The sequence below is a fragment of the Algoriphagus algorifonticola genome, from assembly GCF_007655305.1.
Classification (GTDB): domain Bacteria; phylum Bacteroidota; class Bacteroidia; order Cytophagales; family Cyclobacteriaceae; genus Algoriphagus; species Algoriphagus algorifonticola.
In genome coordinates, this window is the sequence record NZ_VLOG01000052.1 from 110,325 (window position 1) to 125,811 (window position 15,487).

General features: G+C 39.0%; 17 protein-coding genes. 9 read left to right on the plus strand and 8 right to left on the minus strand.

Annotated elements, in window-relative coordinates; genetic code table 11:
* Positions 1-9 precede the first annotated feature (9 nt).
* The 8 genes from FL972_RS13655 to FL972_RS13690 all read right to left on the minus strand — a co-directional run bounded on the left by FL972_RS13655 (position 10) and on the right by FL972_RS13690 (position 7,790).
* Positions 10-1,155, minus strand: coding sequence for a DUF4221 family protein (locus FL972_RS13655; protein WP_144606046.1), 1,146 nt, complete (start codon positions 1,153-1,155; stop codon positions 10-12).
* A gap of 11 nt (positions 1,156-1,166) precedes the next feature.
* Entirely contained in the window at positions 1,167-2,285 is a 1,119-nt protein-coding gene (locus FL972_RS13660; RefSeq protein ID WP_144606048.1) for a DUF4221 family protein, read from the minus strand.
* A 3-nt stretch (positions 2,286-2,288) separates the two neighbouring features.
* Positions 2,289-3,425 carry a DUF4221 family protein gene (locus tag FL972_RS13665; protein ID WP_144606050.1) on the minus strand — a complete coding sequence of 379 codons (1,137 nt, stop codon included), beginning with the start codon at positions 3,423-3,425 and terminating at the stop codon, positions 2,289-2,291.
* A 7-nt stretch (positions 3,426-3,432) separates the two neighbouring features.
* The gene (locus FL972_RS13670; RefSeq protein ID WP_144606053.1) at positions 3,433-4,653 is read right to left on the minus strand and encodes a DUF4221 family protein; all 1,221 of its coding nucleotides are present in this window, start codon (positions 4,651-4,653) and stop codon (positions 3,433-3,435) included.
* Position 4,654: 1 nt separating this feature from the next.
* Positions 4,655-5,791 carry a DUF4221 family protein gene (locus FL972_RS13675; RefSeq protein WP_144606055.1) on the minus strand — a complete coding sequence of 379 codons (1,137 nt, stop codon included), beginning with the start codon at positions 5,789-5,791 and terminating at the stop codon, positions 4,655-4,657.
* A 3-nt stretch (positions 5,792-5,794) separates the two neighbouring features.
* The gene (locus tag FL972_RS13680; RefSeq protein WP_144606058.1) at positions 5,795-6,928 is read right to left on the minus strand and encodes a DUF4221 family protein; all 1,134 of its coding nucleotides are present in this window, start codon (positions 6,926-6,928) and stop codon (positions 5,795-5,797) included.
* A gap of 92 nt (positions 6,929-7,020) precedes the next feature.
* Positions 7,021-7,485, minus strand: a complete 465-nt coding sequence (locus FL972_RS13685) for a TspO/MBR family protein (protein ID WP_144606060.1) — start codon at positions 7,483-7,485, stop codon at positions 7,021-7,023.
* A 2-nt stretch (positions 7,486-7,487) separates the two neighbouring features.
* Positions 7,488-7,790 (minus strand): DUF4286 family protein, encoded by a 303-nt coding sequence (locus FL972_RS13690; RefSeq protein ID WP_144606062.1) that lies wholly within the window; start codon positions 7,788-7,790, stop codon positions 7,488-7,490.
* Between the two features lie 105 nt (positions 7,791-7,895).
* On the opposite strand from FL972_RS13690, the gene FL972_RS13695 reads away from it, so the two are divergent.
* The 9 genes from FL972_RS13695 (at position 7,896) to FL972_RS13735 (ending at position 15,454) form a co-directional block, all read left to right on the plus strand.
* Complete coding sequence (locus tag FL972_RS13695; protein ID WP_144606064.1) at positions 7,896-8,561, plus strand: carotenoid biosynthesis protein; 666 nt, start codon at positions 7,896-7,898, stop codon at positions 8,559-8,561.
* Between the two features lie 98 nt (positions 8,562-8,659).
* A complete protein-coding gene (locus FL972_RS13700) occupies positions 8,660-9,106 on the plus strand; it encodes a sterol desaturase family protein (RefSeq protein ID WP_144606066.1) in 447 nt (148 codons plus the stop codon).
* Positions 9,103-9,999, plus strand: a complete 897-nt coding sequence (locus FL972_RS13705) for a MerR family transcriptional regulator (protein ID WP_144606068.1) — start codon at positions 9,103-9,105, stop codon at positions 9,997-9,999. The genes FL972_RS13700 and FL972_RS13705 overlap by 4 nt, the downstream gene beginning before the upstream one ends.
* Positions 10,000-10,205: 206 nt before the next feature.
* Positions 10,206-10,718 (plus strand): RNA polymerase sigma factor, encoded by a 513-nt coding sequence (locus tag FL972_RS13710; protein WP_091653757.1) that lies wholly within the window; start codon positions 10,206-10,208, stop codon positions 10,716-10,718.
* A gap of 4 nt (positions 10,719-10,722) precedes the next feature.
* Positions 10,723-12,204, plus strand: a complete 1,482-nt coding sequence (locus tag FL972_RS13715) for a phytoene desaturase family protein (protein ID WP_144606070.1) — start codon at positions 10,723-10,725, stop codon at positions 12,202-12,204.
* Positions 12,205-12,225: 21 nt separating this feature from the next.
* Entirely contained in the window at positions 12,226-13,068 is an 843-nt protein-coding gene (locus FL972_RS13720; protein ID WP_144606072.1) for a phytoene/squalene synthase family protein, read from the plus strand.
* Positions 13,068-13,778: a lycopene cyclase domain-containing protein gene (locus tag FL972_RS13725; RefSeq protein WP_091653467.1), complete on the plus strand. Its 711-nt coding sequence runs from the start codon at positions 13,068-13,070 to the stop codon at positions 13,776-13,778. The genes FL972_RS13720 and FL972_RS13725 overlap by 1 nt, the downstream gene beginning before the upstream one ends.
* Before the next feature lie 96 nt (positions 13,779-13,874).
* Positions 13,875-14,720: a 4-hydroxy-3-methylbut-2-enyl diphosphate reductase gene (locus FL972_RS13730; protein ID WP_144606075.1), complete on the plus strand. Its 846-nt coding sequence runs from the start codon at positions 13,875-13,877 to the stop codon at positions 14,718-14,720.
* Positions 14,721-14,743: 23 nt separating this feature from the next.
* Positions 14,744-15,454 (plus strand): fatty acid desaturase, encoded by a 711-nt coding sequence (locus FL972_RS13735; RefSeq protein ID WP_144606077.1) that lies wholly within the window; start codon positions 14,744-14,746, stop codon positions 15,452-15,454.
* Positions 15,455-15,487 lie beyond the last annotated feature (33 nt).

Sequence of the window (15,487 nt, forward strand, 5' to 3'; positions counted from 1 at the left end):
TTAAAATGGTTAAAACTTAAAATCAAACACCGCAAACCCCAACTCATCATCTACATTGACATAGGACCAGAGTTTGCCGTCTTTGAAGAATGGGCTATTAATCTTCAAGCCTTTTTCTTTCAGTTCTGCCTCTCCCAAAACATTGAAATTTTGATCATAGGCGAAAAGATAGTATTCGAATCGCATGGGGTCTTGATAGCTCTCTCCTCGAAAGGTTCTTTCTCCTAGACGGAAATACATTTGACGACTTTCATCCCATAGTATTTCCTGAAAACTAACGTTTGAGAAAATCTCACTTTGAATATTTCGCACCTCCTCTGGGCTAGACACATTTTTGGGGATCTCTATTTTCATTTCATTGGGGACAGTCTGATGCTGGATCTCAACAAACTCCAATTTCTCTGTTTCTATATTGAGTCGATAAAACCCGCTCATAGCAGCAGAAGAAACTATAATATCTTTAGGTAGTCTGCTTAGAAAACTTCTGACGGAATAATAAGCGATCATAGTACCCTTCTCACCCTCAAAAGAAAAAGTGCCCGTATATTTTTCCGCAATTTTCATTTTTAGAAGCGGAAGGCTTTGTGCGGATTTTGAATCTGGATTTATGATCAATAGCAAATGATCTCCAGCCTCGGAAAATCCAGGATGAGAGTATATTTTTCTCTTCTCGAAATTGAAGCTGCTTCTAAAAAATAAGGATTGAAAGCTTTGGGATAGGGCGGAATCTATTCCACTGGGAAAAAAACGTAGGTTTTCCTGTTTTATACCATCCTGATCAAAAATTCCTACGGTGGAGTTATTTGTCAAATAAATTTTACTTCGAGGGCCTACTTCTAGGCCTGATAAGTAATCCCCTACACCATTGGGACCTTCAGCCTCAAAATCAGTCTTTTTTATAAGCTGTAACTGATCGAGGTTTACTTCGACGAGTTTAAACGGATTGTATTCAAAAAAATAAATCCTTGATAAATCCTGAGATAGTCCGTACGGAAAAACCCCACTGGCAAGGTTAAGAAAATCCTCCCCCGAATCTACGATGACCGTGTCTAAGGAGAAACTTAATTTTTCGAAAATATTGTCAGGTAGGGTTTCCAACTTTTGATTACAGGAGAAAAACCATGCAAAGCCAACAATCAGAAAAATATTTTTCATCTTCTCAATAGTTAAAATTCAAAAGTGAATACCGCAAAGCCCAACTCATCATCCACATTGACATAGGACCAGAGCTTGCCGTCTTTGAAGAATTGGAATCCAAAAATATTATCCGGAAAAATTGCCTCGTGCTTTTGATTGAGGTCCTTATCATATATCGTAACTACCGCTTTAAATACTGAAGAGTCCCCGATTTTCCGGTCTAACTCCCTTGAAAATCTCCAAAATTTTTCATTAAAGTCATCGTAGTAAAACCTGCTAAAAGTAATCTCCTCGTTTTCCTTTTGAAATGCAGCTCTCATTTCTTCCACACTTTCAAATGATGTAATTTCTGGGACTTTTTTATAGTCTGAAGTCAGGCTAGAATGAAAAATTTTATGGGAAATGGAATCCGTTTTTTGATCCAAAATATACACTTCATTAAAGTTGGGAGAAGAAATCAAAACTCTTTCACCCGCCTGGTCTATATAAGTAGATTCGATTGTTCGAGTTTGTAATTGTCCATCTTGGTAGAAGCTTCTCACATAGGGTTGAATTCGGCTATATATTTCTAAGGGGATGGTCTTGAGTTCCAGATTTTGCAAGTTTAAAACGGCTAATCCTTTTTTTGCCTTTTCTTCGTCATCTGGCCCGTATTCGACGTAGCCCTTTTTGCCATCGTCAGAAAGAGTCAAGTTGAAGCCTAGAGACTCACCCACAGCCAAGTTTTCAAAATTCTCCTTTCGAAACTTAATGGCCTCCATTGTTTCTAGTGAAGAATCGAATACCCGAACATCTGAAAAGGTCAAAAAGTGAAACTTCCCATCTTGCGAGATGTTCAGAGCCCTAGGATTACCAATTCCTGTTGGCCCTTCTTTTTCTAACTGGATTCGATTGGAAAGTTTGAGGGATTCTAAGTCAATCACTTCCAGTTGGAAATTGGTAGGATTTAAATTGTAGAGCAGTTTTTTATCGGAAGAAATAGCCGCGACATTTAGACCAAACTTGAGAAAAATAAAATCCTCGCCGGAATCAACCATTACCGTATCCACAGTGTAGGCAAATTGGAATTCTTTTTCTTCGGCGTTATTTCCCTTTTGACTACAGGAAAAGGAAAAAATAGCGATCACTAGTAAACTTAAATATCTCATTTGTTAAAACTTAAAATCCATCACTGCAAACCCCAACTCATCATTCACATTGACATAGGACCAGAGCTTGCCGTCTTTGAAAAAATACCCTCTTATGAAATCTGTAACCCCATTGAGTTTGCTTTCACCAACCAACTCGTAGTCTTTATTATAGGCTAATAAATAATAGGTGTATTCATTAGGATCATTTCGAGTTTCTCCCATTTTGACCTGCGAGGCCAGTCTGAAAAAAAGATTCTTTTTAGAGTCCCACATCAATTTTTGATAAATGATCTGTGAATTGATTTTTGCCATTTCCTGCCTAAATGCTTTTTCTGTTGTCAGGTTTTGCGTGACTTCTCCACTAAGTCGATTGGGAATCATTTGATGTGTGACTTTTATCAAGCGCAGACTGTCTGCGTCCGGGTCATATTCATAAAAATCTCCCATGGCTGAAGTGGATATCAACAGTTTGTTTTGATGATTGAAGAGATAAACGGGTTGCCCTGAAGACATATAGTTTCCGTTTTCATTTGCCAAAAGAGTGTATTTCCGAACTATTTCCATTTCTGGAAGAGCTACTGTTCTGGCAGTTTGATTTTTTACATCAATGATTACCAATTCCGGATTATTAATTTCTTCTCCTGTTGGCCAAGAGTAAAAAAGGTTTCTTTTAAAATCGTAAATGGAATTTCCATATAGGGAAAAAAAGTTTTCGGCAAGCTGGGAGTCAATTCCCTTTGGAGTCACTTTGAGATTTTTTTGCTTCTTCCCCGATTTGTCATAAATGCCGATTTGAGGAACACCCAAAACATAAACTTCCTCATTGGGACCTATTGACACTTGGGCCACAAAGTTGCCGACTCCATCAGGTCCTTCGGTTTCGAATTCAGTTTTTTGGGTTAATGTCATCGCTTCCAAATCCACCTCGACCAAAGCAGGCGGACTGTTTTCAAAAAAGAAAAAGCTATTGTCATTCAAGTCGAAGGTTCGGATTCCAAAGCCAAGGTTTAAAAGTTCATCTCCCGAGTCCACCAAGATGGTATCAACAGTAAAGGAGAGTTTTTCTAGAATGTTACTTTGCTCCATATTTTCGCTGGATTTTTCCTGACAAGAAAAAATAATGGAGGCAAAAAGAAGGAATAAAAGCTGTTTTTTCATGAGTAGATCACAGATTGTTAATTTTTATTTCCCTTTCGGATGGATTTCGTCGCCCATTATTTTTGGGAACAGACACAAAATCAAACACCGCAAACCCCAACTCATCATCTACATTGACATAGGACCAGAGTTTGCCGTCTTTGAAGAAGGCGCTTAATGGAGCTCGATCTAATTCCGGGATTTCAGTTTCTCCAATTAGTTTGAGATTTTTATCAAAGGCGAATAAAAATACCTGAGCCTTGAGGGGAGCTTCTTTATCTTCCCGGGCTTGATAGATTCTTCCAAAACGATAGTATCTCTCAGATTTGTCATCATAAATCAGCTTTTCAAATCCAATCTGAGTTCTGGCTTTTTCCATCTCAGATTCAAACTCCTCCTGTGAGGAAACTTCATTTCTAATCTGCTTTTCTTTTTTGTTGGGAGCAACAGTAAATTCATATTCGTACAAAACCAATGAATCGAGTTCTGGAAAAAACTCATAGATATTATTGGTAGGACTCGTAGACAAAAAATACCTGTTATTGATTCTTTGAAAGTGAATCTCCTCCACGTATATCATCATGCCATCATTCGAATTAAGAATAATTTGATATTCTGATGCCTTCTCCAAAGCAGGCAGGTCATAAATTTTACCGTTTTTTTCTCTAAAGTTGAATTTTGCCAGCTTTCTGCTTGCTTTCATGAAGTCACCGGGAAGTGAAAACAGTTTTTCATCTTCAATAGATAAGATCAGTTTGTAGTGGAGGGAATATTTGAAATTCTCCTCCATTCCCTCAATATCAAAATCATCACCTTTTAGTGTGTAGTCCTTGATCAATTCGCCCTCCCTATCTATCAAACTGGATTTTTCATATCCAGAAAGAAAAAACCTTTCTCCGGGAAAAACATCGAACACTTCTATATACTCACCGACTCCATTAGGCCCTTCTTTTTCAAATGAAAGCTGCTCTTCCAGTTTTAGACTGTTGAGATTTACTTTATTGATCAAGGAGTTTTTCCCATCCAGTAAATAAAGATGTGATTTAGACTCATTAATTGTATGTGTACCCAGTCCATAAGGAAGACTGATCAATTCCTCACCCGGATCGACAACCACGGTATCCACGGAAAAGGAAAAGTTAGCTAGAACATTGGTTGAGTCGTTTTCAGCAGATTCTTTCTCTCCACCACAGGAAAAAGCGAAAGCAACAAAAAGTGCGAGGACAAAGGTTTTTCCTAATTTGTACATATCAATAGGTTAAGGTCATTCTTACAAAGCCGGGATCTTCATCTACTGGTCGATAACTGTAGAGCTTGCCTTCGAAGAAAAAGGCTCGTCCAAAGGGATAGGGCAAATCAACTTTTTGCTCCCCGAGCAATTGCAACTTCTCATCATAGGCAAATAAGTAGACATCTTTCTTTTTAGGTTCGCCAGTTTCCAATTTCCCATTGCTCTTAGATCCAAATCGGAAATACAGCTTTCTGCTTGGATCCCAATATAATCCTGAAAATGTCGCTTGCTGGTTGATTTCATCGCCTACTTCTCTTACTCTTTCCTGCGAGTCTACTTTTGAAGGAAAAGAACCGGTCTTTTTCGATGGAATAAGCTGATGATTGAAAGTTTTAAGTATTAAAGAATCCGTAGTAAAGTCGTATAGGTATAAGTCGGAAGTACTGCCAGAATATATGACAAGCTGATCCTTAACTTTTTGAATGGATATGAAATCTCCATAAGTAGTGCTTGAATTTTCACTTCTGAAGGTCACTTGGAAATTTTTCGTGATTTCCAAAGCAGGAAGTGGGATGAGCTCACCTGTTTTTTGTTCCAAATTCATTTTGGCAATAAAAGCGCTAAAAAGCTCTGAAGGCTTGTTGGGTGTAGAAAAAGCCAGTTTCTTATCCGGGCTGATAGTGAGATTAAAATAAAGTGCATTCAAATCCTCGTCCAAGCCCTTGAATTCATCAGGCTGTATCTCCATAGCCTGAATTTTTTCTGCTTGCTCATTGTAGATTCCCTGAATTCCGTAGTGTGCCAACATGAATTCATTCTTTGGAAGGACGTCGAAGTAATTGATAAAATTGGGAGCCCGATTAGGCCCGTCTTTTTCAAAGTATATTCTGCGGACCAATTGGAGATTTTGAAGGTTTATTTCATGTACCTCAGGCTCTTGGTTTAAGGCAAAGTAGACCGATTGACCATCTTCACTTAGCCCAAACTGATAATACATCCCAGGATTAAAAATTTCCTCTCCTACATCGACTCTGACGGTGTCAATGGTTATACTAAGATTCTCGAGAAGATTTCCTTCTGTAGATGATTCTTGCTTGGCATTTTTACCACAAGAAATAAGAAGGAATAAGAACGCAGTAATGGTTAATCTATTCATGCATTAGAAGTTAAATTGAAATCTGACAAATCCGGCCTCATCTCCCATGGGCCAATAGCTGTAAAACTCTCCTTTGTAGAAATAGCCATTATAAGGAATTCTAGTTAGTTCGGGTAAAAATGCCTCACCGATTAAGTTTAAGTCCTGATCATAGGCAAATAGGTAACAGTCGGCTTTTCGCTCCCTTCCATCCGGAGAGACATAGTAATTTTTGGTAGCAAATCGGAAATAAAGTTTGCGGCTTTCATCCCAATAGAAATTTTCGAATGAGATTTGTTGGCGCATTTTATTGGCAATCTCCATCTGTTTTTCTCTGGAATCTACTTCATTGGGAAATGAACCGCTTTTTTGGTTTTCTACCAGTTGATGCTCAAAGGAGATCAATTCCATAGAACCCTTCTTGTAGTCATATTTATAGACTTGAGCAGTTGAGTTACAAGTAACCAGTAGTTGATGATTTATCAATTGTAATCCTACCCTATCGCCATAAAATGAGGCTCCGTTTCCCTGGCGGAAAATCACTTGAAAACCTGTGACTAAATCAAAGGCAGGTAGTTTCAAAACCTTTCCATTCTCATTAACCATATCAAATACCGCAAGGCCGAGAATGGGCTTTCCAAACTCTGCTGGTAAAGAGAAAAAGAAATTTTGCTCTGGGCTGGATTTCAAATAATTAGTAACCATAAAGGGATTTTCAGACTGAAAATCAATCATATTTTGAAAATCCTGTTCAAATGATTTTAATTTTTTGCCTTCCAGATCATAAATACTTGGAATCACCCCGTCATAAATCATCAGTTGATCCTCAGGAAGAGCCTGAAATGAGCTAACCCATCCTTTGATTCCTTCTGGGCCTTCCCGTTGGAAGGGATATCTATTGAGCAGCTTCATTTCCTTCAGGGATATTTCAAAGACCTCGAAGTCTGGCTCATAAAAAGCAAAGACCCGCTCGCCATCCATGCTTAGATCTTCGGAATAGATTCCATCGGGAGCAAACACCTCATCTCCTGAGTCTACGACCAAACTGTCAAATTGAAGGCTCAGGTTTTCAAGGACATTCTTGGATTCCTGCGTTGTTTTATCTTGGTCACAGGAAAAAAGGACCAGTGCCAAAATCAGGGGTAAAAAGCTTTTCATAACAAAAGTTTATACAGTAAAACTAAATTGATTTTTCTAAAAAGCTAGTGAAACGACTGTTAATTCGTTTCAATGAACAATAAAATTTGGCTTCAATTCAGGCACCAGATAGAAAAATTGAGAAGAGCAGCGAAGCAAACCCAGAGGAAATAGGGAATCATCAAACCTGATGCCCATGGCGATATTTTCTTAAACTGAAGAATGCAAATAAAGACCAATGCTCCCAAGGGTATGATGACCAACAAGCCTAAAGCCGGAGATTCCGCTCCAAAAAATGCTGGGGACCAAATCGCGTTTAAAGCAAGCTGAATAAAATAAAGGCTCAATAAAAATCTCTTTTGAGGGTGATTGCTTTTCCAGATCAAATAGCAAACCCAACCCATCATCAAATACAATGTCGTCCAGACGGGACCAAACAACCAAGGTGGAGGATTGAAGAAGGGCTTTTCAAGAGCTGCATACCAGCTATCCGCGCTACTGATGGTAAAATAGGCCCCAGTCAGTCCCGCGGCCTGTGGCAAAATGATGCTGATGATGAGTTTGAGCCAGTTGGGCATCCTTAAATGATTTCCAAAAGGGTTCGGAAGGCCAAAGCTTTCTCCTGATAACGTTCTTGTGTTTTGGCTCTCAAGGCAGGGGCATGCTTGGTTTCGTACTCCTGCATTTTGGCAAGGCTCTCAGTGAAGTATTGCACTGCATAGTTGGTACTGCCATCATCCGACTGCTGGATTAACCTTAATAATTTATGCTCAGTAAAAATACCAGTAGCCATAACTTCCGGAATATGGGTGTCTTTTAGCCATTGAATAAAGTCTTCTTCTATCTCTGGAGCAACATTGATGGTGACGTTGTATAGTATCATTTCGTAGTTTTGTAGGGATTTTCCTTTTTTTAATAACAAATTTGGAACATCAAAGTTAGGAATCCCAAACTTAAAACCTCAATTCTGCTCACCCAAGCGTCGCTCATGCATAAAGTAGTCACTGAAAACAGCTCCGGGACCAATATAAAAGTAATCATTGCCATAGCAGTAATCATCATTCTCCATGGGGTTGGCTTGGTGGGCCTCAGCTTGCCAGAATATAGAGATTGGTTTTTGAGTATGACACCGGCTCAGCTACTGACTTCTTTGGTGATCATTCTTCTATTTCACAGAGGTTGGTCTGATTCTTTTCCGATTTTTGCCGCCGCAGCATTTTGGATAGGATTCGGGGCAGAACTGATAGGAATTCACACGGGCTATTTATTTGGAGACTATGTATATGGTCCGACCTTGGGACCTAAGCTTTGGGAGGTTCCTATTATAATAGGTGTCAATTGGTTTATTTTAGCCTATCTCACCGGACTTGCCTTTCAAAAAATTCCCAATGATTATTATGCGGCATTTTTAGGAGCTACAGCGATGACTGCGATAGATTATATTCTGGAGCCGGTAGCAGTTGCTTTGGATTTTTGGTATTGGAAATTTGACATCATTCCTGTAGGCAATTATCTGGGATGGTTTTTTATAGCCTACATCATCCACCTGATCTTTAGAAAAGCAAAGTTCGAAAAGCAGAATCCTATTGCACTGGCTTTGCTTTTGACATTAATTTTATTCTTTACAGTGCTCAATTTCACCGTTGTGGAATGATTTATGACAGGAATCATAAAATATTATTGATGAAAGCTGAAACAAAAGGTCAAATTGCAGCTTATAACAAAACTGTCACTTAATAAGTTGTTTTCGTGATGATTAAAGCTATAGGATTTATCTTTCTGGGATTTATCGTAATGGAATTTTCCGGCTGGTTGATTCACAAGTATCTGATGCATGGTCCTCTATGGATGATTCACAAGACACATCATCGGCCATCCAAGTCTTTCTTTGAGTTGAATGATTTGTTTTCGTTACTCTTCGGAAGTATTGCAGTAGTATTGATTTTCCTGGGATTGGAAAATCTTGATTATCGGTTTTGGATGGGAATCGGAATCAGTTTGTACGGAGTACTCTATTTCTTTTTGCATGATGTTTTGGTTCATCGCAGGTTGAAATGGTTTGACCGACCCAAAAATGCTTTCCTAAAAGGAATCTTCAAGGCGCATCAAGCGCATCATAAAACCAATCAAAAGGAAGATGCTGTTTCCTTTGGATTGTTCGTAGTACCCAGAGAATATTTTAAACAGGAAGAAAAGTGAGCACTTATTCGATCAAAGATCTAGAGCAACTTTCAGGTATCAAAGCCCATACATTACGTATTTGGGAGCAGCGTTACAATTTGCTAAGCCCCAAAAGGACTGATACCAATATCCGTTATTATGATGATGCGGACCTGAAACTGATTTTGAATGTCGCTTTGTTGAATGACAATGGCTTCAAGATCAGTAAGATTGCATCTATGGAAGAGGGAGAGATTCGTACCGAAGTGATGAAACTGACGGAAAGATCTCTAACCCATGACGATCAAATTCATGCATTGACTATCTGTATGATAGAAATGGATGAGGAACGTTTCGATAAAATTCTTTCTTCCAATATCCTTAAACTGGGCTTTGAGCAAACCATGCTCAACATCATCTATCCATTCATGTCTAAGATTGGAGTGCTTTGGCAAACCGGAGCGATCAATCCGGCTCAGGAGCATTTCATTTCTAACCTGGTCAGACAGAAACTCATTGTAGCTATAGATGGTCAAGTGGTAAATGGTGGAGGAAAGAAATTTTTACTATTCCTACCAGAAGGCGAACTTCATGAAATTTCCTTGCTTTTCGCAGCTTATCTGATCAAAAGCATGGGACATAAGGTAATATACTTAGGACAAAGCACCCCTAATGATGATCTCCTTTCCGTTTATAAATTGCATAGACCTGATTACCTTTTAACTGTGATTACTACCTCACCGAGTTCGGAATATGCACAAGACTATGTGGATGCTTTGTCAGAGCGTTTTCTGGAAGCAAAAATCTTGATCACAGGGTATCAAGTGATCGGTCAGGATTTAAAATTCCCGGCCAATGTGCAGCAACTCAATTACATCAGGGACATCAAAGTTATGCTGGAAGAGCTCGCAGAAGTGACTCAAGAGAAATAGTCTAAAGAATTTAGCAATAAATTAAACAAAAGGCATTCTACCAAGAATGCCTTTTTTTGTCCATTTATATCCAAATTCGGCCATAAATCCCAATAAAGAGCGGTCAGGAAATAATTTGTTTAATCTAATTGAAAAAAAATTAAACAAAAGCTTTGTATTTTGTTTAAGTATTCCTAAGTTTGATTAAACAAAAACACAAAGCTACCATGACAACTCTAGAATTCAGTTACTCACTACACAAGCTTTCCAGCACACTGAAACCATTTGCACTGAAGTTAACCAGAGACATGGATGATGCAAATGATTTGTTACAAGACACCATGGTAAAGGCATTTACCAACAGAGATAAGTTTACAGAAGGTACCAACCTGAAAGCATGGTTGTATACCATTATGAAAAACACCTTCATCACCAACTATCAGCGAATGGTCAGAAGGGGCACATTCGTAGACACCACAGACAATCTTCATTACATCAATTCCAGCGATTCTCAAATTGAGAATGGCGTGTATGGAAACTTTGCGATGGAAGATATTTACACCGCAATTGACAAACTGGACGATGTATACAAGACTCCTTTTATGATGCACTACAGAGGATTCAAGTATCATGAAATTGCGGATAAGTTGCAGATTCCAATTGGAACTGTAAAGAATAGAATACATATTGCCAGAAAGCTGTTGAAAGATGATCTAGCAGTTTATAAGAATAAAAATTGATCCTATGAGTAAAAAGCATGTGGTGGTAATCGGTTCTGGCTTTGCAGGACTTTCAGTAGCCACCCATCTGGCAGGAGAGAGTTGTTCAGTTACCCTTTTAGAAAAAAACGAAACCCCAGGAGGTCGAGCGAGAAAGTTTGAGCACCAGGGGTTTGTTTTTGATATGGGTCCCAGTTGGTACTGGATGCCGGATGTATTTGAGGATTATTTTGCCCGATTTGGGAAAAAGCCATCCGACTATTATGATCTGATTCGTCTGGATCCTTCTTATGCTGTCATTTATGGAGAGCAAGAAGTTCTGGATATTCCTGCCAATATGGATGAATTCAAAGCCATGTTGGATAGAATCGAACCAGGTGCAGGCAAGCAGCTGGATTTATTTTTAGAGCAGGCAAAATACAAGTACGAGGTAGGCATTCACGATTTGGTCAAAAGGCCAAGCAGATCTCTATTGGAATTTGCCTCTCCGGGATTGCTCGTGGATATGGTGAAAATGGATATTTTCCAATCCATGTCTAAGCATGTTCGCAAGTTTTTCAAATCTGAGCAGATTATTCGTTTGATGGAATTTCCTGTTCTCTTTTTAGGAGAAACAGCTGAAAATATTCCTGCCCTTTATTCTCTAATGAACTATGCGGATATCGCTTTGGGTACTTGGTATCCTAAAAAGGGAATGCACGAGATTATCCGAGGGATGGTTTCCTTGGCTGAAGAAAAAGGAGTTGAAATCCGCTATGCATCCGAAGTAGAAGAAATTGAGGTGGAAAAAGGCTTGGCTAAACGAGTTCGTCTAATTTCTGGAGAAAAAATTGAAGCGGATATTGTGATTGCCGGTGCAGATTATCATCACGTGGATAAGCATTTGCTCAATCCTAATTACAGCAATTATTCTGAGGAATACTGGGACAAGCGGGTTATGGCTCCCTCCAGTTTGTTGTTTTACTTGGGAATTGATAAAAAACTGAAGAATCTGCGTCATCACAACCTGTTTTTTGATGAGCCACTGGGTCCTCACGCCGACGCGATTTACAAAAATCCAAGATGGCCAGAGAAGCCGCTTTTCTATGCTTCCGTCCCATCAATTACAGATTCCACAGTAGCTCCTGAGGGAAAAGAAAATATGTTTTTATTAATTCCTTTGGCTCCTGACCTCGAGGATTCTGAGGGAATGAGAGAAAAATATTACCACATCATCATGGACCGTCTAGAGAAAATCACGGGTCAGGATGTACGTTCGCATGTGATTTATAAAAGATCTTATGCCCATTCGGATTTCAAGTCGGACTATCATGCCTTCAAAGGGAATGCCTATGGCTTAGCTAATACGCTTTTGCAAACGGCTATTTTGAAACCTTCTTTGAAAAACAAAAAGGTTAAAAACCTGTATTATACGGGTCAGCTTACTGTACCTGGACCGGGTGTTCCACCATCCCTGATTTCGGGGCAGGTAGTGGCAAAAGAAGTGATCAAAGAAAACAATCTGTAAATAAATAGGTATATTATAGCAATGGATGCTAAAGCACTTTTTGACCAAACCACACTGGAATGTAGCCGACTGATCACTCAGCGATACAGTACAAGCTTCACGCTAGGGATCAAAACTTTGGACAAAAAGTTTCATCTTCCTATTTATGCCATCTATGGTTTTGTTCGGTATGCCGATGAAATTGTGGATACTTTTCATGATCAGGATAAGGCGGCTTTATTGGAGAGGTTTAAAAAAGACACCTATGAGGCCATTGATGCAAAAATCTCCCTCAATCCGGTTTTGCATGCATTTCAACTCATAGTTAATCAATATAAAATTGACCTGGACTTAATTGAGGCCTTCCTTCATAGCATGGAAATGGACCTGGATTTCAAAAAATATAATGATTCCAAATACAATGAATACATCTATGGCTCGGCAGAAGTTGTAGGCCTGATGTGTTTGAAAGTTTTCTGTGAGGGTAATCAGGAAATATATGACCGACTGAAAGAGCCAGCATGTAAGCTAGGAGCCGCTTTCCAAAAGGTCAATTTCCTTCGGGATATCAAAAGTGATTTTGAAGAAAGAGGCAGGGTTTATTTTCCGGGTGTAGATTACAAGCTTTTCAATCGAGATATAAAAACTCAGATAGAGGAAGATATTCAGAAAGATTTTAATGACTCTCTGATTGGAATCGAACAGTTACCGGATGGTGCAAAATTAGGGGTGAAAGTGGCGTATCTCTATTACCAAAAGTTATTCGATAAAATCAAAGGTTTGCCTGCCGAAACTATCACGCAGCAGAGAATCCGTATTCCTAATTCCAAGAAGATTTCTTTATTGGTTGGGACCTATTTTGGCACCAAACTGGGCATTAGTTAATGGAGCATTATTTGTATCTGGCGATCAATCTTTTTACCATTTCCTTTCCTTTGGTAAGATCTTTTGAGCCTAAAATCAGGTACGCTACTAAATGGTACGCCCTTTTCCCAGCGATATTCTTCACTGGAGCGTTCTTTCTGATTTGGGATCACTGGTTTACGGTAATGGGAGTATGGGAATTTAACCCCGATTATTTGGTAGGGATTTACTTCTTTCAATTGCCTTTGGAAGAGTGGCTGTTTTTCTTGACAGTTCCTTTTGCCTGTATATTTATCTATGAGGTACTGATTTATTTTTTCCCGAAGGATATTTTCCTTCCTTTTGGAAAGCCTTTTGTCTATATCATGGTCCCATTTTTATTAGGTTTTGCAGTTTGGCACTTGGACAAATGGTACACGTCGGTCAATTTTTTCGTAGGAGCAATCGCTTTATTGGTGCACTTTCTAGTATTTAATGATAAATATTTAGGTCGCTTCTTATTTGCCTATTTGGTTCATCTAATACCGTTTTTCCTGTGTAATGGAGTTCTGACAGGTGGGTTGACAGAAGAGCCGGTGGTGATTTATAACAATGCCGAAAATTTAGGTATCCGAATTTGGACAGTTCCAATTGAGGATAGTATTTACTCGATGACGCTCTTGTTGATGAATGTGAGTATATTCGAAAGTATCAGAAGCCGAAAAACAATTCATTCCCTGAAAAGTTTATAGGCTATGAATTCAGGCAGGTCAAAAATCTTAAGTCTTAAGACGGTAAATTTTCTGAAAAAAACAGCTTGAGGACTAGTAAAACATAATCCAATTCAGATGAAAAATCTCCATGTAGAAATTGACAATCATTCTGGCTTTTGCTTCGGAGTGGTCTATGCTATCGAAATGGCAGAGGAGATTTTGGACGAGCAAGGCTATCTTTACTGCTTGGGAGATATTGTCCATAATGACGAAGAGGTCAATAGGCTCACCAGAAAAGGGCTAAAAATCATAGATCATTCGGAACTACATCAATTAAAGGATGAAAAAGTCCTGATTCGTGCGCATGGTGAGCCGCCGTCCACTTACGAATTGTCCATCAAAAATAATTTGACGCTTATAGATGCATCCTGTCCGGTTGTATTGAAGTTGCAAAACAGGATTAAAAATTCTTTCGACAAAGAAGAGACTATTTATATCTATGGAAAGCATGGTCATGCTGAAGTGATTGGATTGCTAGGTCAGACCAATAATAAGGCGGTAGTCTTTCAGGATATTTCTGAATTGGATATTCCTAGCCTTCCGAAAAGCCTAACCCTTTATAGCCAGACTACCAAAAGCACGGATAAATTCTATGAGATCAATGAAATCTTAAGGCAAAATGGAATCACTGTCAATACCAATGACACTATTTGCCGTCAGGTTTCCAATAGGGATAAAGAGCTTCGTGACTTTGCTGATAAGTTCAACAAAATAGTTTTCGTCAGTGGCACCAAGTCTTCCAATGGTAAGGTGCTATATAACGTTTGTAAAGAGAAAAACCCCAATACATTTTTTGTATCTAATCCAGATCAAATTGAGGAGAGCTGGTTTGAGCCCAATGAAACGGTAGGAATTTGTGGAGCCACATCAACTCCAATGTGGCTGATGGAGCAAGTAAGAGAAAGAATTCTTACCTTTTGAGTAGAAAATAGGTCTAAAGTTTCATGCAATTAAATCAGTACTCAATCACCCAAAAGGTAGATCCCAAAGGTCTATTGATCGCTTGGAGCATTATTTTGCTTTGGGCAGTCTCTTTGGGATTTTGGATACAGCTTGATATATCCTGGACTAGTCCACTCACCTATTTGGGTGTATTGATCCAAATGCATCTTTACACCGGGCTATTTATCACCGCTCATGATGCCATGCATGGTGTGGTCTCTTCTCATAAGAAAATCAATCACGCCACAGGATGGATAGCGGCGATTCTCTTTTCCTACAATTTCTATTGGAAGCTTTTTCCCAAACACCATCAGCATCATCGCCATGTTGCAACAGACGAAGATCCTGATTACCATGCTTCCGGTAATTTCCTGATTTGGTATCTCTCATTCATCCGTCAATACGTAAGCATTTGGCAGATATTATTGATGGCCGTCAGTTTTAATATTCTTAAGCTATGGCTTCCTACCGAAAACCTGATCGTATTTTGGATGCTTCCTGCGATTTTGTCCACTTTGCAACTATTTTATTTCGGCACATACCTGCCTCATAGAGGGAATAGTGATAATCCTCATCACTCACGATCTCAGTCCAAAAATCATGTTTGGGCTTTTTTGAGCTGTTACTTCTTTGGCTATCATTATGAGCATCATGACTCTCCCGGGACTCCATGGTGGAGGCTTTGGAGAGAAAAAGAAAAACAAACAGCTTGAAAGTCTTGATTTAGGTCAAATTTTCGGGTATAT